Raw genomic sequence first — 20,225 nt, 5'->3', positions numbered from 1 at the left:
CCTCTTTAATAAGAATGGGCTTGTTCAAAACGGGCCCTATTCTCTGGGGAAAGACGAACGACAAGGTTTAAATTTTCTTCGTCATCACGCCGATCAATGATTTCACCGTGATCATACAACCATGATAAAGCTGCTCCGTCACTGACTGGTATGGTATAGGTTACTTCCTCCATCATTTTTGTTAAACGATCATCAATCATTTGAACAAGCACAGGCAGATTCTTTCCTGTTAATGCCGAAACTCCAACCAAGTCTTCGCCTTGATGCGTTAAGGTAATATTACCAACTAAATCAATTTTATTTAATACTTCGATAGTATGCTTTTTCCAGTCTATGTTTAAAATACCATCCTTAACCATCGTATCTAAAACTGAAAAAACATCTTGGCGCTGTTCTGTTGTTTCTGGGTGAGAGATATCTCGTACGTGTAAAATAATATCTGCTTCTGCGGTTTCTTCTAAAGTAGCCCTGAAGGCTGCGATAAGTTCAGTGGGTAGATCACTAATAAATCCAACAGTGTCTGATAAGATAACCGTCTTACCTGAAGGTAATTTTAGTTTACGCATGGTTGGATCAAGTGTTGCAAATAGTTGATCTTGTGCGTGCACGTCTGCACCTGTTAGATTATTAAATAGGGTCGATTTTCCAGCGTTGGTATAACCGATAAGTGCGATAATTGGGAAAGGAACTCTGCGTCTTGCTTTGCGATGCAGACCACGCGTTCTGCGTACTTGTTCCAAATCCTTTTTTAATCGAATAATACGTTCATCAATCAAGCGGCGATCTGCCTCGATCTGGGTTTCCCCAGGTCCGCCCATAAATCCAAATCCGCCCCTTTGACGTTCAAGATGGGTCCAAGATCTAACCAAACGGCTGCGCTGATATTGCAAATGTGCTAATTCAACCTGCAACGTCCCTTCTCTGGTTTGTGCTCGTTCTCCAAAAATATCTAAGATTAATGCTGTCCGATCAATGACTTTACAACCTAAAGCCTTTTCAAGGTTACGCTGTTGGATAGGACTAAGACGTGTGTCAAAAATAGTAATATCAATTTCTAGTTCTTGGATGCTATTTTTGAGCGTTTCGATGTGGCCTTGACCAATTAATGTAGCAGAACGATAAGAGCGTATATTAATGATTTCTTGATGTAGAATCTCTAATCGAATAGAGGAAGCAAGACCAATAGCTTCCTCTAATCTTGATTGAGAATTACGATTATTGGATTGTCGATTAAGAGTGTCCCATGGGACAATGACTGCGGCGCGTGTTTTTGGTTGTGCCGAATCAAGATCGATCATCAATAAACTCTTTCTTTTTATTTATCTTCTGGGGTATTAAAAGGCAGTTGCACAGGCGTTGAAGGCATGATCGTACTAACCGCATGTTTATAAACAAGCTGGGAATGATTGTCTCTTCTCAGTAATATAGAGAAATTGTCAAAACCAGAGACAATCCCTTGTAATTTTACGCCGTTAACTAAAAAAACAGTAACCGATGCTTTTGATTTTCTAAGCTGATTTAAGAAGACATCTTGGATATTTTGATATGTATCTTTTGACACAATTAGAACCTTTATGAAATCAATGTGAATTTATTGAGAATTTGTATTATTATTATTTTTTTCTTCTGAAGATGTCACCCCTAGTTGTTTTAATTTCCTGTGCAATGCACTGCGTTCCATTCCAACAAAACCTGCTGTTCTACTGATATTACCACCAAAGCGCATTAATTGGGCTTGTAAATATTGGGTTTCAAAAAGATCCCTGGCCTCTCTTAATGGCAGGCTGATAATATCAGTTTGGCTGTCAACTTTCAATAAACTAGGCGCATTTTGACCAATATTATTAGGCAACATATCTGTGCGAATAGCATCATTAACATTTGCCGGCATCATAATCATTAGCCGTTCCATTAAATTACGTAACTCACGCACATTGCCTGGCCAATCATAGGTTTGTAAGGTCGTTAATGCATCAGCTGATAAATCAATTAATGGTAAGCCTGTCATCTCAGAACAGCGTTTTAAAAATAATTTAGCTAATTCTGGAATATCTTCACGACGCTCTTTTAAGCTGGGTATTTTTAGAGGAACAACCGCCAAACGATAATACAGATCCTCTCTGAAATGACCAGCGGCAATTTCAGCATTTAAATCACGATTAGTGGTTGCAATCACTCTTACATCGACTTTGACCCTTGTTGAACCACCAACACGTTGAAAGGTTTGATCTTGTAGGGCACGAACGATCTTACCTTGGGTTTCAAGAGGCATATCGGCCACTTCATCTAAGACCAATGTCCCACCGTGAGCACGTTCTAGGACCCCTGTTCTTCGATTTTGACTGCCATCTGCAGAACCTTCAATACCAAATAATTCTTCTTCGAAACGATTTGGGGAAAGAATTGCGCAATTCAAAACCAAGAAAGGTCCGTCAGCTCGCTTTGATAAATTATGAATAGATCTTGCTGCAATTTCTTTACCAGTTCCCGGTGGACCAGAGATAAGCACACGAGATCCCGTAGGCGCAACACGATCTATTTGACTTTTAACAGTATTAATGGCTGGACTTTGACCGTCAAGTTGAACCTCTAGTCCACTACGCAATCGCAATTCAGCATTTTCTTGGGTAAGTTTGGCAGCTTCTAGAGCACGTTTTACAACCACAAGCAAATGATCAGATTTAAAGGGTTTTTCAATAAAATCATATGCCCCATGTTGCAATGCTGCAACAGCAGTTTCAATTGTTCCATGTCCAGAAATCATAATAGTTGGCACAGCTGGTTTTTCACTTTGAATAAACTTCAAGATTTCTAAACCATCTAATCTAGACCCCTGTAGCCAGATATCTAAAATAACTAAAGATGGTCTTCTGGCGTGAAACGCGTTAATCGCAGAATCAGCATCCCCTGCTAAACGGGTTGAATATCCTTCATCTTGTAAAATCCCTTCGATGAGAAGCCTAATATCAGGTTCGTCATCAACGATTAGAATTTCATGCGCCATGTTTTCCTCGTATTTGAAAAGTCAAAATCGATGTAGTACCTCTTCCCTCGGCACGGTCTTTTAATTGTAACGATCCTGAATGATCTTCCATAATTTTTTTTACAATCGCAAGTCCTAATCCTGTGCCTTTTGGTTTATGAGTGACATAGGGTTCCGTTAAACGTAATCTATCCTCTTTTGGTAAACCAATACCATCATCTGTTACAGAAATGCATATATTATTTTCTATTTGTTCCAAACTTATCCATATATTCCCTTTTATATCTGTTTGATTATTACCTTCTTTGGCAATCATAGCAATAGCATCTGCCGCGTTTTGGAACAAGTTTGTTAATGCTTGGCTAATTAATCTTTGATCACATTCAATTTCGGGGCCATGATTGGGTAAATTGACATGGAACATAATTTCTGGATGTGCGTTTTGTTGTAAGATAAGTGTCTCTCGGATAATTCTTGATAGATCGCTAGACTTCATGACGGGTTGAGGCATACGCGCAAAGGATGAAAATTCATCAACCATTCGGCCAATATCCCCAACATGACGGACAATAGTATCGACACATTGACTGAATATTTGGCTATCGGTTTGGATTTCTTTTAAAAAACGTCGCTTTAAACGTTCAGCAGCCAATTGAATGGGGGTTAACGGGTTTTTAATTTCATGAGCAATTCTTCTGGCGATATCAGCCCATGCAGCTTTTCTTTGTGCGGATTGTAATTCGGTAATATCATCGAAAGTAATAACAAATCCTTCAATTTCAGCACCTCTTATTTCAGGACCTATTTGAGCTAAAAATACTCGGCTACTGCTTTTGGTTTTTATATGAATTTCTTCTTGATGGATTTGTTTAGGCATATCCACATTTTTTTGTAATAAAGATGTGAATTCAGGAACAATATCCGTAATTTTATGTCCAATATATTGAATAAGATCAATTTCTAGAAGTTGACTAGCAGAACGATTCGGTAATTCTATAACAGTCTGTCGATCAAGCCCAATAACACCACTGGAGACCCCTGCAAGAACAGCTTCGGTAAAACGTCTTCTCTCATCGATTTGTCGATTAGCCTCGATAAGTTCGGTACGTTGAGCAGCCAATTGATTGGTCATCTGATTAAATGCACGTGATAGATCGGCTATTTCATCGTCCTTACGTAATTCTGGAACACTGACCTTTAAATTTCCCTGACTTACCTTTCGTGCTGCAAGGGTTAACAATCCAACAGGGCGAGCAATTTGCGTAGCTAAATATAATCCTAATAAAACAGCAGCGGCCAAAACCAATAATGCAATTAATCCAAAAATAATAACAAACATAATTTGTATTTTGGATCGATTATTACTGAGTTGATTATATTGGTTAACGACCTTCTCGGTTTTATACATATGATTTAGAATTGAGGGATCTACGGGTCTGATAATTAATAATATTAATGGCGGCGTGTCACTTAATGAAATGGCCGCTCTAACGGTTTGTTCATCTGATGAATCAAGAATAGCAACATCATTATGGGTCATCATTGTTGTTGTGATGTTATGTGGCAGTTGTTTAATATAAGATAAACTATTTAATAATCCACCCGAAGCAACTACTTGTTGCGTAGATGTATTATAAATTATTGCTGCGTTTAATCCTCGTAATGTTGCTTGAGAGTCGAGAATTTGATCTAATACATTGGGATCATCGAAAAGATCTTGCCCTGCTTGAGCTAGATTGTTTTGCATTCCTTGAATATAATTTGCCAAGGAGAAAGCTTCAGTACGTATATTGGCATTATGTTCTTGTAAGTAACCCCTAGAGGCTTGTAAGGCCTCATTTAACGCAGTGCTCACCCGGTTATTGAACCATATTTGTATGCCGTAATGAAATAATATGGTGGCGAAAATCCCCACTAAAATTGTTGGAATTGTTGAAATAATTCCAAATAACATTACAAGCTTTACATGAAGTTTTGACCCTGCCATTCCCCGTCTGCGTTCTGAAAACAGACGCATAATGCGAATAAACAATGTTGCAACTAATAAAAGTAGAACGAACAAATTCAACAGTGAAATAACAAGCTGAATATAATGTTTATGTGAGGTAACAATACCACCTGATAAGATGATAAAGGTAGCAACCCCAAATAGTAACGCCAAAGCTACTAGTGTTAAGGTTGCTTTTCTACCAGAGAGTTTTTCAATAAAATTTATAAGTTTACGTTTATTTGTTTTTTTCAACGCAATAAGCCTTCAACTATCTTTTTTATACGTAATATTGAGGTCTTTTATTTTTTTTCGCAATGTATTTCTATTAATTCCAAGGATCGTTGCAGCTTTAATTTGATTGCCTTCTGTCTCAGCAAGAGTAAGTTCAATAAGAGGTTTTTCAACTTCAGCAATCATGTAAGCATACAACTTGTTAATAGGCAGTCCTCTATTTTCTATAAAATAGCGTTGGATATGGCTTTTGATCTCTACTGACAAAGGGATGTCTTCTTGTGATTTTATATTTTTCTTACTTGTATGAGATAAATTTTGTATATTTCTGGCAACTAAATCGTCTTGTACTGTTTGATTAGGATATAATGCCGATAGCCTCGTAACTAAATTTTGTAACTCTCGAATATTTCCTGGCCAATGATACTGCTTTAATTGATCAAAAGCTGTATCTGAAAACACTGTCGTACTGGCATTTTCTTTTTGAAAATATTGTACTAACAAAGGAATATCTTCTATTCTCTCTTTTAGTGAAGGTAGATGAATAGGAACAACATTTAAACGATAATATAGATCTTCCCTAAATTTTCCATTTTGCACTAACTCTATTAAATTTTTAGTAGTTGCACAAATAATCCGTAGTCCTAAAAACTGATCATTATTAGAATTTTGATGCTCTAGTGCGTGAAATAAACGTGTTTGTATGGGCAATGGCATTTCGTCAATTTCATTTAAAAACAAAGTTCCATTGGAAGTGTGATGCAAATATCCATTGTTATCTTTCGTTAAACTAGAAGTGCCAAAAAGAAGATGTTCAATTTCTTCAGAAGTAAGAGCAGCAATATTTACAGTTAAAAATGGTTCATTTCTTTTGTTGCCATAATCGTGTAATGCCTTAGCGACAACGTCTTTACCAGTTCCATTTTCACCTGAAATAATAATACTAAGGTTAAGATTGCTTAATCTTGCTATCATACGATAAATATTTTGCATTACAGATGACTTACCAACAAGGGGTAATTTTTCTTCTGCCAACGAATGTTGGGCCAGATGATCTTTGGGTATATTCAATGCATGCTTAATTGTCGTGATTAATTTTTCGAGATCAAAAGGTTTAGGCAAATATTCGAAAACGTTTTCTTTTTCAGCTTGAACGGCAGTTGATAAAGTTGACAATGCACTGATGACGATAATGGGCAATTCAGGATTTAATTTTTTGATTTTAGGAATAACTTCAAACCCATTCATATCTGGCATAGAAATATCCGTAATAACAACATCCCCTTTCCCTGCGCATACCCACTCCCATAATTCTGTAGCTGTATCTGTCAGTTGAACGTTATATTTTGCACGTATCAATGCTTGTTTTAGAACAGTACGAATAGAACGATCATCATCAGCGACAAGAATTGTCGGGGTTTTATTTACCATTTTTATAATTAAATCCAGTGATTAACAATCAGTAAGGGGTAGAAATATTTTTACATCAGTTTGATCTTTTTGGCTATGAATATCAATAATACCACCATGATCATTGATGATTTTACCGCATAAGGCTAGCCCTAATCCAGTCCCGTTGGGACGACTACTGACGAAAGGCTCAAATAAACGAGGTTTTATATGATCGGGTATTCCAGGACCATTGTCACGAATAATGATAACCAAAGGTAGGGTGACACGCTTCTTATTTTCAGAAATATTCATAACGAGATTTGGCTGATACCCTATTATTAATGTTATTTCCCCTTGAATTTTAGCATTTTTAATCGATTCAGCTGCGTTTTTAATTAAGTTAATAAAAACTTGAATCAACAGATCTTTATCAGCACGAATTAAAGGTAAGGAAGGATCGTAAATTGTTTTAATTGGAATATCAGCAGCAAAGCCATTTTCAGCAATTTTTTTGACATGTGCTAATATGGAATAAATATTTACAAGGCTAAAGTGTAGATGTTGATTGTTAAAAACAGCAGTGCGATCAACAAGCTTTTTTATCCGTTCTACCTCATCGCAAATTAAGGTTGTTAATTCTTGATCTTGTGTATTAAGTGTCGTTTGCAGTAATTGCGCAGCCCCTTTTATCCCTGATAAAGGGTTTTTGATTTCATGAGCTAATAAAGCAGCCATATTGGCCACACTACGTGATATTTTATGGAAACTTGCTTTTTCCCCGATTGTTTTGGCAAGTGTATAATCGTGTATTGTCAAACATATTAATTGTTCATTTTTTATAAATGGAGCAATATATAGCGTAATTTCTTTGCTAATTTGCGTATAAGTTAAAATTTCAACTTCATATTCAACAATAGCTCTTTTTTTTACCTTTACCTTTTTAATAAGGTCGTAAACTGAATGATTGCTTGAAAAAAAAGCTTTTAGATCACAATGTTGAACATTTTTTTTTGAAATAACTAAAAAATCTTCTGCCGCACCGTTGATGTAGATAATATTTAATTGAGCATCTACGACTATTAACGGCGTTGGCAGAGATTCAACAATATCATAACCATCCAAGGGAGGGTATAGTTTAGTGTTCGTCATGATCTTAAATATGAAATCAATGTGTTAGCATACTATTTTGAATATTAAGATCATAGAATTCATTTATTGCTTTAATAACATCTGCTGAACGATCCATTTGGTTAATAGAGGCTCGAAACACAGCAGATCCATGCAGTCCTGATGAATACCAAGAAATATGTTTTCGTGCTAGGCGAACGCCTGATCGTTCACCATAATAAGACAGCATCATGTCGTAATGGGCCAAAATGGTTTCTTTGATTTGTGGTAAAGTTGGGTCTGGTAATATAGATTTATGTTGAAAAAAGTGACCTAATTGGGCAATAAACCAAGGTTTTCCATAACATCCACGACCAACCATCAATCCATCAGCACCCGATAGATTTAAAGCTTGGGTTGCTGTTTCAATATCAATAATATCTCCATTGACAATCACAGGTATAGAAATGGCATCTTTAACCTGACGAATAAATGCCCAATCTGCCGTTCCCCTGTATAATTGTTGACGTGTACGACCATGTATCGTCACCATTTTTACACCGCATTCTTGGGCAATTTTTGCAAGTTGTGGGGCATTAAGTGAATTTTGATCCCATCCCATACGCATTTTTAAAGTTACTGGAACATCGACAGCTTTTACAACAGCTTCTAAAATAATCGCAGCTTTTTGCTCATCTTGCATCAAAGCAGATCCTGCTTGTTGACCCACCGCCACTTTTTTAACAGGACAGCCAAAATTAATATCGATAATATTCGCACCATGATCAACAGCAATACGTGCGGCCTCAGCCATGGCCTGGGGATCTGATCCTGCTAGCTGAGTAGAATTTAAACCGTCAGTGATGGGCTCAGCCATTTGTAATGTAGTTTTATTTTCACGAATCATTGCCCATGACGCAATCATTTCAGAAACTACCAATCCTGCACCAAATTGTTTGACTAACTTTCTGAAAGGAAAGTCAGTAACACCTGCCATTGGTGCCAATATGATCGGAATATCAATAATCTTGTTTTTATCCAAAATGATTGGCTTTAAAGTAGGGATAGTTTCTGATAAATTAGTCACGGCTGTTACTCGGTTAAGATGTAAAGAGGTAAACTTATCACAATGATTTTATTATTCAATCTGCAATATTTAAATAAAAATGCTTGACGAAATGTATAATAAGTCGCATTCCCCAGCTATGATGCGTATAGCCGTTATTCTTCTTGCTGCTGGTATGGGCAGACGTTTTAATAAACAAGGTACTGTTCCCAAACAATATGTTCATTTGTTGGGACATCCTGTAATTTATCATGCAGCAAAAGCGTTTTTACCACATGTCCACTATATTCAACCTGTGGGCGATCCTGAATTGCTACACGCAATTTTGTCCCCTTTGGATAGCCAACGTATTTTGCCCCCTGTTACAGGCGGTGCAGAACGACAAGATAGTGTCCGTGCAGGTCTAGAGGCACTGGCCAGCCTACCACAAGAATTAAAACCTGATATTATTTTAGTACATGATGGTGCGCGTCCTAACATCTCTGCTGAGATTATTCATCGTGTCGTAGAAGCGTTACAAGAATATCCTGCTGCCATTCCTGCCATTCCTGTCTCTGAAACGTTGAAACGTAACAAACAACAGCTTATTGAAGAGACTGTTTCTCGTGATGGGTTATATAGAGCACAAACACCGCAAGGATTTAGATTTCAGCCCTTTTTAGAAGCACATCGTAATCCAACCATCCGCGGTGCAACTGATGACGCATCTTTGTTTGAACAGGCAGGTTTAGATGTTGCATTGGTCTTGGGGGACGAAAATAACATCAAATTAACTTATCAAGATGATTTAAAACGTTTGGAGCGATTAATGACAAATGTAATGTTGCCCAGAATTGGATCAGGTTTTGACGTGCATGCCTTTGAAAAAGGTCGTCCCTTGTTTTTATGTGGTATAGAAGTGCCTCATGAATTTGGACTGGCAGGTCATTCTGATGCGGACGTGGGCTTACACGCATTATGTGATGCAATTTACGGTGCCTTGGCTGAAGGAGATATTGGGGCGCATTTCCCACCCTCGGATACACAGTGGAAGAATGCAGATAGTAAGCAGTTTCTGGTTCATGCAGGGGAACGGGTCAGACAACGCGGTGGTAAAATTATTAATATCGATTTAACGCTTATTTGTGAACGTCCTAAAATGCGTCCACATATCGAACAAATGCGCGAAAAAATTGCGGAATTATTACAAATAAGTTTTAATCGTGTTTCAGTCAAAGCAACAACGACAGAAAAGTTAGGGTTTACTGGACGTGAGGAAGGGATTGCCTGTCAGGCTGTTACAAGTATTTTATTACCGGAATGATCCAGTTTTGGTGATTTTTGTAATGATATACGTAACTAAAGTATATGGCAGCGACAATAATTACAGTGTTTATGCCATATACCCCAAAGAAGATAATTTTTTAAAGAATATTATAAAAATTTATATTATCGATAGTCAGTGGGATGTTAAATCTTTATAAATACCGTCCCACAGACGAATACGATGATTTACAGCATCAAGCGCACTTTGAAGTAATTTAGTGTATGTTTCTGTATCGCTTTTGATGTTGGAAATAATACTGTTGACGGCAGGACCATGGGAATCACCATCAAGTTCTATATGACGTTTCAGGTAATATACGAACTTAGGATATTCATTCTCTTCTAATCCCCATTCCTTCAGCAAACTGCTGAACATTTCTGGGATGGCATCCTCACGTCCATAAAAAAAGGAGCCTAATACCTCAGCCTGTTCCCCGTTAATTGCTGTACCTAAGGAATGATTAACAAAATCTTTTACATAACTAGGAATATTTTGTTTGTTAACAATGTCTTTGAATGGTGCTTTAGGTGTATTTTCAAAGCCCTTGACCATTGATAACACAGGGGTCGTGTTACTTTTTATATCGTTCATGGCGTTTAAATACATTTCAAAATGAGAAATGTGTGAACCATCTACATCGACATCCGTTTCCTCGCCCAAAATGATTTCATTCATTGCTCGACAGGCTTTATGATTGGATTTTGGTGTCCAAGGCAAAGAAACACAAGTGAAATCCATCTGAAGCCTTTTGGCAAGACTCATAAAATCCCAAACCGCAAAGACATGATACTGCATAAAGTATCTTAAATCGTCAATTGTACGTATATGACGAAATAATATATGATGTCTCATATTTTTGTTGGCTTCTTTGAGCGCATCTTCATAATGTGTAATAGAATTATGCATTTATTTTACTTCTTTATAATTGAAAAATACTACCAGTAATAGATATACACCAATTATTATTACGATACAAAAATAAAAAAATATAATCTTAAGAATTACTTATTAACTCTAGGAATTCCGAGGCCTCTTCGATATCTTTGCAAATTTTATCAAGTCGACCTTGTTGTTGAGAATCGTAACCCCAAATTTCAGCTTGAACAGTTTCGTCAAGATAAGCTAACTCAAAAGCATATTTTGCATTAATCTGATTTTCTTTCATAGCGCAGGTCAAGATAATGCTTCCTAACAAAGGAACCAAAACAGCAAATGCTGTTAACTCTCCATCTGTCAAATTGGAAAGATAGTTTTGCACAGTTTGAACTGTAATTGGTGATTGAGTAATGGGCATAATGCCTGTTTTGGTTATCAACTGCACTGAAAAACGTTCTTGAAACCAGTGAACAAGTGGCAGCCAATATTCTTGTTGTTTGTTAACCAATTGTTTGGGTGTATCTGCGTGATAACAGAGTAAGTCCCCGTTCAAATAAGGAATTAAGACATCAACATACATATTTCTGTTTGGAATGATTTTCTCGATCATTGTTCCAACCATACGTGTCAAAGGAAGTTGTTCAAAGGAAAACACATCCCCTTTTTTGCTTCCAGCTTGTTCCCATTCTTTGACTATTTTTTGTGCTAATACTTTGTTTTTAATATGTAAAACTGTTTTTTGTGGAAGTTTAACAGGACGTGTGTCCAACAATATTTGAAATCCATTTTCATGCTCTTGAAGATGAACATGATCCCAAAAACGACGTAATTTTATGGCTTCGCTCATAAGTATTGTCCAGTTATATGTTTTTTTAAGGTGTTCTTGCTTTGATCAAAGCTTGATTACAGTAATTTGTCGGCGGTTTTGCTTTGTTTAATGGATTTATGTTTAATGTAAACACCTTGTTTTTATTCATATCAAATGATGTGCGCGGATCTGATAACGTCCCAGTAATCCGCAAAGGTGCAGAAGCATTAATTGCCCCTAGGGTAACGTCAGGGATAAGATGTATATTCAGCAGTTGGTTTGGAATATTAAAAGTACCATTACCATTTAATGCAAATTGTTTTGTTTGCAAAGTTAATGTATCAAAATGTAATTGACCTTCATCAATCATTGCATGAATGGCCAAGCATTGTGCTGTTAGACTGTTGTTTAAAGGTAATGTCTGCGCAGCCTTGCCAATATAGTGTTTTAGCCCTGCTAGTTCTAGTTTGCCATCAACACCGGACAATCCGATGTGGCCTTTAATATTCTTTACCCACTGAGATATTGATAATCCTTGTGTAGATAACCTTCCCACCAATTCAATGGGACCAGAATAAAGGTTAGATAGATCAAGTTGGTTTTCTACCCATTTCATCGGGACTTTAGAGTTATTGATATTAATAGTTAATACAGGGATAACTGACTTTAAAGAATAGACTAACGATCCTTTCAAGGATGCTTTTTGATTATGTAAAATAAATTGATTTAAAAATAATTCTCGTTGTTTCCAACGAATGTCTGTTGAAAAATCTTCAAATTTATACTGATTGATTTGTAGAAGGCTGCTAGTTAATTTCCCGTCAGTCTCAATCGCAGGTAATACTAGCTTAGATAAATTTAGCAGTGATTTTATTTGATATTTAAAAAGTATTATCATTCGTCCTGCATAACGAATGTCTTGTGCTTTAAAGTCACCTATATCCTTAAAATACTGGTTATAATTTAATAAATTTACTTTTACATCTAAGGATGGATTATAATCACCAATGGTCCCATCTAGTTGCGCATTATAAGTATCAGAAGAGACTTTACCCGTAATAGGAATGGATTGTTGAACAGAACCTTTTAATATATTTTGTAAATTATCCAAACTTCCTAAATTTCCTGACCAACGAAACATCTTATCATGATATTGACCAGTTATTTGACTGTTTACGGTTTCATTCAAACTATTGGCAATAAGATGGGTACTGGTAATACGAACACCAGAAATCGATGGAAGTTGCAAATTACCCGTATGGACCTGTAATGTTTTAATTTGTGGATTAGCTTTTGGATCTGTCTTGTTAGCAATATCCGTAACGGCAGCATTTAAGGTTATATTCTCAATAGAGGGTAAATTTGCATGTGGGAAAAGTTTATTTAGATCGTTAAGATTTAGAATAGTTCCAATAACGGCTAGATCATATCCCCTTGCCTTTATTAGATCTTGGATACTACCACTAATACGCAATACACCTATTTTTTGATTGTGAATATATTCTGCAAAACTAATTTGGAATTTTATTGGTGATGGTAATGATCCTTTATTATCTAATAACTCATTAAAATGATTAATACGGCCTGAAATTTTGAAATCCGCCTGATGATGCGAACCGTCAAGTTCCAAACGAACTTTGTTTGTTTCTAATTGATTTAACTCAATTTGATTAAAATGCAGATAAGCATTCTTGTGATTTTGTTGGTCATCGAACCAACATTGTACGTTATTGAATTGGATTAAGTTAAATCTTAATTTCCATTTTTTATGAGCAATTGATTGGGTGGAAGTATGTTTTGCAGATGAATCAACCTGTACGGTATTAGTAAAATCCCAATTTTTTTCACCATTTTGATTTCGTTCTAGATGAATATTAACGTTGGATAAAACTAACGATTTAAAATGAACTTTTTGACGCCACAAAGACCATAGATCGACCTTGGCAGTTAAACTATCTGCCACAATCATGTCTGGATTAGCACTGTTTGGTATATTTGATAATTTTATATTCGACGCTTTAATTTCCGGCCATGGTAAGAAATGAATATTAAAATGTTGTAAAGTAATTTTCCTGCCAGTTTGTTTTTCAAGCGTATCATAAAGTTGGGTTAATATAATATTACGGTCAGCAAAGTGCTGAATAGCAACAACCCCCACCCCTGCTAAGCCAATAACAGCGCCACAAATTGTTAAAAAAATTTTCTTTTTGTTCATTTTTTAGTCCGAATAGCCTTTTTTTCACTAGGAATGACAAATCCTAATTGCTCGAACGTTTCTTTCATATGTGTTGGTAAACTGGCTTCAATAATCAATCTGCCACCAGCAGGATGAGGCATATCCAGTTGACGCGCATGAAGATGCAATTTCTGTGAAAATCCTTCCATAAAGGGCATTTCTTCATTATATTTTTTATCTCCTAAAATAGGCGCTTTCATAGCAGCACAATGAACGCGTAATTGATGCATACGCCCCGTTAATGGATACAACTCGACAAGGGCTAGCTTCCGTGCTGCAAAATCTTTGACTTCATATTCTGTAACAGCGCGTTGGGCTTCTTTATTTTTTGCATCAGCTGGCTCAATATGGGAACCATTTTGATATTCCACTTTTAATAAGGGTAAATCAATACGACCACTTAATGGTGATGGCCGACGCGTTGTAATAGCCCAATATATTTTTTTCATATCTCTGCTGCGAAAGGCTGCGGCCAATTTGGCTGCAGAGGCAGGATGACGTGCTATTAACAATAAGCCAGACGTGTCTTTATCCAAACGATGCACCAAAGAAGGTCGGTATTTACTTTCACCTTGCAGAGCTTCTAATAACCCGTCAATATGTTTGGTAACATTACTACCCCCCTGCACTGCAATTCCAGAAGGTTTATTCAATACAAATAAATCATTATCTTGATAAATTATCCAATCTTTGATTTCTTTGGCAAGTTTGGGGTCAATAGATTTGGGTTGTTTGGCCAGTTGTTGATCAATCTCAACCATTGGTAATCTTACATTATCGCCTGAAGTAAGATGAGTAGAGGTCTGAACACGTTTACCATTAACACGAATTTGTCCTGTACGGCATAGTTTTTGTACTATTCCTTGGGTAATATTTGGGTTTTGACGTTTAACCCAACGATCCACTCTGACATCGCCATCTTCTTTTTGAACAGTAATATTTAAAATTTTCATACAGAACGCTTTTTTCTTATTTTATTCCAATGGGCTATACGCTGGTGAATTGTTTCTTCCATCCCACGTTGGGTTGGAAAATAAAATTGTTCACGTCGCATCTGATCGGGAAAGTAATTTTGCCCTGAAAATCCTTCCTCAGTATCGTGATCATATTCATATCCTTGGCCATAGCCCAAATCTTTCATCATTGATGTTGGTGCATTTAAAATATGAGCAGGCGGCATAAAGCTGCCTGTTTTTTTGGCAACCTCTCTTACTTTATTATACGCCTTATACACAGCATTAGATTTCGGAGCTGTTGCCAAATACACAACGACCTCTGCCAGTGCGACCTCCCCTTCTGGTGATCCCAAACGTTCAAAGGTTTCCCACCCTGCAACAGCCAAAGTTAATGCATTTGGGGATGCTAATCCTATATCTTCTGCGGCAAATCGAGTTAATCTGCGAGCAATGTAACGGGGATCTTCGCCTCCTTCTAACATTCTTGCAAACCAGTATAAAGCTGCGTCTGGGTCAGATCCACGTAAAGATTTATGAAGTGCAGAAATTAGATTATAGTGTTCGTCTCGATTTCGATCATAAAGAGAAGCCCGACGGCTTAAGATTTTAGCTAAGTCCTTACTTTCTAAAAGGTTGCTTTTTGCATGTAAAGTAATTTGTTCGATCATATTCAATAAATATCGACCATCCCCATCTGCCATTGAGATTAAATCTTGGCGTGCTTTATCAGACAGAGGTAATTTTTTTCCTAACTGTTGCTCTGCTCTATATAAAAGTTGACTTAATGCGGTATCTTCTAGTCTGCGCAAAACGAGTACTTGGCAGCGGGAAAGTAGGGCACTATTTAAAGTAAATGAAGGATTTTCAGTGGTTGCACCAATTAAAATAATAGTGCCATCTTCAACCACTGGTAAAAATCCATCTTGTTGAGCACGATTAAAACGATGAATTTCATCAACAAATAATAAAGTACTTTTGCCAAGATGTTGATGATATTTTTTTGCTTCGTCAAAAGCTTTTTTTAGGTCATTAACCCCAGAGAAAATAGCAGAAATCTGGACAAAGTGCAATTGGGCATAATGTGCCAAGATGCGGGCAATCGTTGTTTTTCCAGTACCAGGCGGTCCCCACAAGATTAAGCTGGACAAGGCTTGATGATCAAGCATATTTTTTAAGATACCATCATCCCCAAGCAGATGGTCTTGTCCAATAACATCCTCTAATGTTTTTGGACGCAACTGATCTGCCAATGGTGCCTGCTTTTTTGAAGAAGACATCATTGGTTTAGAAGCATCGCTATGGGTTAGATCTGAAGCAAATAAATCTGTTTCAGAGAAAGATACTTCTGATTTAAAGGGGGATGATGACATTCGTTATATTAAAATATAATTATGAAGCGTGGACATTACCATAAGAAGCAGCACCGACACCAGGACAACTGCAAGGAGATCCAAGAGGTACTGGATAAGGTGTTTTACAAGAATACATCCCTGCCTTACAAGACGAACCATAGCCCGCTGGGGATTCAGTTCCTGGTGGAACAGGGGTTGATGCAGTACCAGAACATGCAGCAAGTAAAAATAAGCTGCCCAACAAAGAAGATTTTATACAAAATGACAGCTTTTTTTTCATATTTTTATGCGTAGACATTGTTTTCTCCATTATAAACTTACTTATTATGAATCAGTAAAATATCATATATTTTACATTCATCATCATGAAAAAATTAAAAATTATCAATCATTGAAGCATTAATTACTAGTTTTTAAAAGTTATCCACATTTTCGGGGATAAATCTGAGGAAGACCCTGTGTATGAATACAGGATAATAAAAGAAAAGACTGCATAAAATCGATCATTGTGGTATAACACGGCAGAAAACAAAGGATTTTTGAGCCTTTGAAAATAGGGATAACAAAAACATTCTGATTTTAAAATAAAGAAATTCGGATTGGATATCTAGGAAAACAGGAATGATAAAAGCTATTTCTTTGGGAATATTGTTGGTGCTGGGTATGTCCGATATTGCTTTTGCACAATCAAACGATGAATCTGCAGTGCAGTTTTCTACAGAACGATTACAAACAATGTTTCAAATTCTAAAGACACAATCAAGTCAGATCAGTCCATCTTGTATTGAATCTTTGAAAAATCTAAAAGAATTCAAAACTAAAGTTGCTAATGATAAAAGTAATAATAATACAAGACAAGAGATTAACGTTTCAATATTGAGATCTCTTTATGCAAATTCTATACAGCTGTGCGAGGTCGACGTACAAAAAATATGCAGCCACAGAGTAGCCTCCTCTATTCGTAAGAGTTGTAAAGAATTATTGAACTAAGGAAATAAACAGCAGTTGTAGACTGGTTTACCAACTCAATATATGACACTAGTAAAGGATGTATTAGTCATTTATACCGTGTCGAAGGTTTTAAATGACTAATTCGCTTATGATCAGGCCTGTACTTTTTCTTTTTTGATCATGTCTAGTATATCTTTTAGTATTATAGATTCCTCGTTTGTTGGAATAATTTGTACCAGCACTTTGCTGTTTGGGGTACTAATAACCTCTTGGTGGGCTTTATTGGCATTTTCATCAATTTCCACGCCTAACCATTTTAAGGACTTACATACCGCATTTCTCATATTCGGTGCATGGGCACCAATTCCAGCAGTAAATATTAATCCATCTAATCCTTCAAGCGACGCGCTTAATCGACCAATTTCACCAATTAATTTATAAACGAATAAATCAAAGGCTTGCTTTGCATATTCGGCTTTGGGTCCTTGATTGATAACTTCTTGTAAAATATCGCGCATGTCGCTGGATACTTCTGAAACCCCTAATAATCCAGATTTTTTCCAAATCAAGGATTCAACCTCTTCAGGTGATAATTTTTCTTCTTGCAACATATATAAAATAATAGCTGCATCAATATGCCCAGTCCTGGTTCCCATAACCAAACCATCCAAAGGGGTAAAACTCATAGAAGTGTCGATACATTGACCCTCTTTAATTGCTGCGACACTGGCACCATTGCCTAAATGGGCAACAATTGTCTTACCTTTGGCAAGGGGGGATTGGGTTTGATTAAGATAGTGAACTATATATTGATAGGATAACCCATGAAATCCATAACGTCTTATACCCTCATCATAATATTTTCTGGGCAAAGCAAAACGTTTCGCTTTGTCTGGCATGGTTGCATGAAATGCTGTATCGAAACATGCAATTTGAGGAATATTGGGTTTCTTACGCATCATTACACGCATTGGCGATAAACTGCCGGGTTGATGTAAAGGTACGAATGGGGTCAGATTTTCAAGATATTGATATATTGCCTCATTAATGAATACTGGTCTGGAATATTTTGCCCCTCCGTGTACGACACGATGCCCCACAGCGATAATTTCATCATCCCCAATGTGATTAAAAATCCATTCCAGCGTTTCATCAAATAAAATATCTCTAGCACTGGGCTGAGATAATTTAGGATCTGTCCAAATTTTATCAACAAGAGTTGTATTATTCTGATCCGATACGATCAAATGCGGTTTGGTTCCTATTCCTTCAAGTAATCCCTTGGCATATTGAATAAATTCGCCATTTCCATCTTCATGATAAAGAGAGAATTTCAAACTTGACGAACCTGCATTAATAATTAGTACCGAATCTGCCATACAAAAAAAGAACCTTGTTAAAAATTATGTCATATCTAAATTTATTAAATAATAGAAATTATCAAGGGTTTGATATAAATTATTAAATACGTAACAATATTAAAACAATTTAAAAAACCTTTCCCCCTTGATCCTTTTAATATTTTGCCAGCAATTATGATGAAGATTTATTTTAGCTTTGTCAAAAAAATCTTACATAAGTTATTATTTATTTCTAAGTAATCTGGCTTTGTCACGTTTCCAATCTCGATCTGCAATAGCCTGACGTTTATCTGCCTTCTTTTTACCTTGACCAAGACCAAGGCTGACCTTGGCAATGCCTCTGGCGTTGAAGAATATATCCAAAGGAACTAAGGTCATCCCCTCTCGGGTAATGGCACCAAGAAGTTTATTAATTTGTTTTTGATGCAGCAATAATTTGCGAGGGGCTCTGGGATCGAATTTAGAAAATACCCCACCTTGATATTCAGGAATATAGCTATTGAAAAGCCATATTTCTCCATCTCGTTCACCAGCATATGCTTCATTAATTGTGGCACGACCATTACGCAAACTTTTAACCTCTGGACCTTTTAACATGATACCAGCCTCAATTTTCTCAACAATAGAATAATTGAAGGTTGCTTTGCGATTTTTAGCAACATTTCCAAATGAGATTAACGTGCTTTTTTTCTTCTCAGCCATGCTTCTAACTCAGTAATCCAACAAATTCTAATGCTTCTTTAACTTGTTTTCGTGAAGATTGTGCAATAGGAACCAAAGGTAAACGGCAGGTTTCGTTCATCAACCCTAAGACAGAAGCAGCAAATTTAACTGGCCCGGGATTGCTTTCACAAAACATTGCATCATGTAAAATAGATAAACGATCTTGCATGGCGATAGCGTTAGCAATATGACCATCTTTCCATGCACGTTGTAATTCAGCACATAATTTAGGGGCAATATTCGCGGTTACGCTAATACACCCATCCCCACCTGCAGCCAAAAATGGAACGGCTGTTCCATCTTCACCAGAAAGCTGATTGAATTGTTTTTTTACAGCACGTCGGGTCTGAATAGGACGCAATAAATTTGCAGTCGCATCTTTAACCCCAACAATATACGGGTTTTGTGCCAATCGTGCCATTGTTTCAACAGACATATCAATGACCGAGCGACCAGGAATATTATAGATATAAATAGGAAATTTGCTGGCATTGGCAATTGTTGTATAGTGTTGGAATAGTCCTTCTTGGGTGGGTTTATTGTAATATGGGGTAACGACCAATGCTGCATCTGCACCAATTTTTTTGGCAAACAAGGCCATTTCAACAGCTTCGGCAGTGCAATTAGACCCTGCCCCAGCAAGTACGGGAACTCTGCCATTTGAAACTTTAACCGCTACTTCAACAATTTTTTTATGCTCTTCATGGGATAATGTAGGGCTTTCACCTGTGGTCCCTACTGGAACCAAGGCAGAAGTCCCTTCTTGAATTTGCCAATCTACGAATTTTTCGAACGTTTTAATATCTAATGAACCATCTTCGTTCATTGGGGTAACTAGGGCGGTTATTGAGCCTTCAAGCCAAATATTCGTCATGTAAATGATCCTT

General features: G+C 36.8%; 18 protein-coding genes. 2 read left to right on the top strand and 16 right to left on the bottom strand.

Going from position 1 to position 20,225, the window contains the following annotated elements:
• Positions 1–5: 5 nt before the first annotated feature.
• The 7 genes from hflX to dusB are packed head-to-tail and all read right to left on the bottom strand — an operon-like array spanning position 6 to position 8,790.
• Positions 6–1,298, bottom strand: a complete 1,293-nt coding sequence (gene hflX, locus QJV27_RS02630) for a GTPase HflX (protein ID WP_281447435.1) — start codon at positions 1,296–1,298, stop codon at positions 6–8.
• A 17-nt stretch (positions 1,299–1,315) separates the two neighbouring features.
• Positions 1,316–1,561 (bottom strand): RNA chaperone Hfq, encoded by a 246-nt coding sequence (hfq, locus tag QJV27_RS02625; RefSeq protein WP_281447434.1) that lies wholly within the window; start codon positions 1,559–1,561, stop codon positions 1,316–1,318.
• A gap of 30 nt (positions 1,562–1,591) precedes the next feature.
• Positions 1,592–3,004, bottom strand: a complete 1,413-nt coding sequence (gene ntrX, locus QJV27_RS02620) for a nitrogen assimilation response regulator NtrX (protein WP_281447433.1) — start codon at positions 3,002–3,004, stop codon at positions 1,592–1,594.
• Positions 2,994–5,225: a sensor histidine kinase NtrY-like gene (locus QJV27_RS02615; protein ID WP_408869611.1), complete on the bottom strand. Its 2,232-nt coding sequence runs from the start codon at positions 5,223–5,225 to the stop codon at positions 2,994–2,996. Before QJV27_RS02615 ends, ntrX begins: the two co-directional genes overlap by 11 nt.
• A 12-nt stretch (positions 5,226–5,237) precedes the next feature.
• Positions 5,238–6,635: a sigma 54-interacting transcriptional regulator gene (locus QJV27_RS02610; RefSeq protein ID WP_281447432.1), complete on the bottom strand. Its 1,398-nt coding sequence runs from the start codon at positions 6,633–6,635 to the stop codon at positions 5,238–5,240.
• 21 nt (positions 6,636–6,656) lie between these two features.
• The gene (locus tag QJV27_RS02605; RefSeq protein ID WP_281447431.1) at positions 6,657–7,745 is read right to left on the bottom strand and encodes a two-component system sensor histidine kinase NtrB; all 1,089 of its coding nucleotides are present in this window, start codon (positions 7,743–7,745) and stop codon (positions 6,657–6,659) included.
• A 16-nt stretch (positions 7,746–7,761) separates the two neighbouring features.
• On the bottom strand, positions 7,762–8,790 hold the full coding sequence (dusB, locus tag QJV27_RS02600) for a tRNA dihydrouridine synthase DusB (RefSeq protein ID WP_281447430.1): 1,029 nt from the start codon (positions 8,788–8,790) through the stop codon (positions 7,762–7,764).
• A gap of 121 nt (positions 8,791–8,911) precedes the next feature.
• On the opposite strand from dusB, the gene QJV27_RS02595 reads away from it, so the two are divergent.
• Positions 8,912–10,072 (top strand): bifunctional 2-C-methyl-D-erythritol 4-phosphate cytidylyltransferase/2-C-methyl-D-erythritol 2,4-cyclodiphosphate synthase, encoded by a 1,161-nt coding sequence (locus QJV27_RS02595; RefSeq protein ID WP_346771193.1) that lies wholly within the window; start codon positions 8,912–8,914, stop codon positions 10,070–10,072.
• A gap of 135 nt (positions 10,073–10,207) precedes the next feature.
• On the opposite strand, the gene QJV27_RS02590 is transcribed toward QJV27_RS02595, so the two are convergent.
• From QJV27_RS02590 to QJV27_RS02565, 6 genes are all read right to left on the bottom strand, one after another.
• Complete coding sequence (locus tag QJV27_RS02590) at positions 10,208–10,927, bottom strand: DUF3050 domain-containing protein (RefSeq protein ID WP_281447428.1); 720 nt, start codon at positions 10,925–10,927, stop codon at positions 10,208–10,210.
• Positions 10,928–11,069: 142 nt separating this feature from the next.
• Positions 11,070–11,798: an ATP12 family chaperone protein gene (locus QJV27_RS02585; protein WP_281447427.1), complete on the bottom strand. Its 729-nt coding sequence runs from the start codon at positions 11,796–11,798 to the stop codon at positions 11,070–11,072.
• Between the two features lie 25 nt (positions 11,799–11,823).
• A complete protein-coding gene (locus QJV27_RS02580) occupies positions 11,824–13,974 on the bottom strand; it encodes an AsmA family protein (RefSeq protein ID WP_281447426.1) in 2,151 nt (716 codons plus the stop codon).
• The gene (locus QJV27_RS02575; RefSeq protein ID WP_281447425.1) at positions 13,971–14,948 is read right to left on the bottom strand and encodes an RluA family pseudouridine synthase; all 978 of its coding nucleotides are present in this window, start codon (positions 14,946–14,948) and stop codon (positions 13,971–13,973) included. The genes QJV27_RS02580 and QJV27_RS02575 overlap by 4 nt, the downstream gene beginning before the upstream one ends.
• Entirely contained in the window at positions 14,945–16,231 is a 1,287-nt protein-coding gene (locus tag QJV27_RS02570; RefSeq protein ID WP_281448955.1) for a replication-associated recombination protein A, read from the bottom strand. The genes QJV27_RS02575 and QJV27_RS02570 overlap by 4 nt, the downstream gene beginning before the upstream one ends.
• A gap of 109 nt (positions 16,232–16,340) precedes the next feature.
• Complete coding sequence (locus tag QJV27_RS02565) at positions 16,341–16,601, bottom strand: hypothetical protein (RefSeq protein WP_281447424.1); 261 nt, start codon at positions 16,599–16,601, stop codon at positions 16,341–16,343.
• A gap of 323 nt (positions 16,602–16,924) precedes the next feature.
• On the opposite strand from QJV27_RS02565, the gene QJV27_RS02560 reads away from it, so the two are divergent.
• Positions 16,925–17,293: a hypothetical protein gene (locus QJV27_RS02560; RefSeq protein WP_281447423.1), complete on the top strand. Its 369-nt coding sequence runs from the start codon at positions 16,925–16,927 to the stop codon at positions 17,291–17,293.
• Between the two features lie 113 nt (positions 17,294–17,406).
• On the opposite strand, the gene QJV27_RS02555 is transcribed toward QJV27_RS02560, so the two are convergent.
• The 3 genes from QJV27_RS02555 to dapA all read right to left on the bottom strand — a co-directional run bounded on the left by QJV27_RS02555 (position 17,407) and on the right by dapA (position 20,212).
• Positions 17,407–18,633 carry an acetate/propionate family kinase gene (locus QJV27_RS02555; RefSeq protein WP_281447422.1) on the bottom strand — a complete coding sequence of 409 codons (1,227 nt, stop codon included), beginning with the start codon at positions 18,631–18,633 and terminating at the stop codon, positions 17,407–17,409.
• 204 nt (positions 18,634–18,837) lie between these two features.
• Positions 18,838–19,317: an SsrA-binding protein SmpB gene (gene smpB, locus QJV27_RS02550; protein ID WP_281447421.1), complete on the bottom strand. Its 480-nt coding sequence runs from the start codon at positions 19,315–19,317 to the stop codon at positions 18,838–18,840.
• Between the two features lie 4 nt (positions 19,318–19,321).
• Positions 19,322–20,212 (bottom strand): 4-hydroxy-tetrahydrodipicolinate synthase, encoded by an 891-nt coding sequence (dapA, locus tag QJV27_RS02545; RefSeq protein ID WP_281447420.1) that lies wholly within the window; start codon positions 20,210–20,212, stop codon positions 19,322–19,324.
• Positions 20,213–20,225 lie beyond the last annotated feature (13 nt).

The organism is Commensalibacter oyaizuii, from assembly GCF_029953265.1.
GTDB classification, from domain to species: Bacteria; Pseudomonadota; Alphaproteobacteria; order Acetobacterales; family Acetobacteraceae; genus Commensalibacter; species Commensalibacter oyaizuii.
The sequence above is the reverse complement of the archived record's forward strand: the minus strand, read 5'-3'. Positions and strand labels throughout refer to the sequence as shown.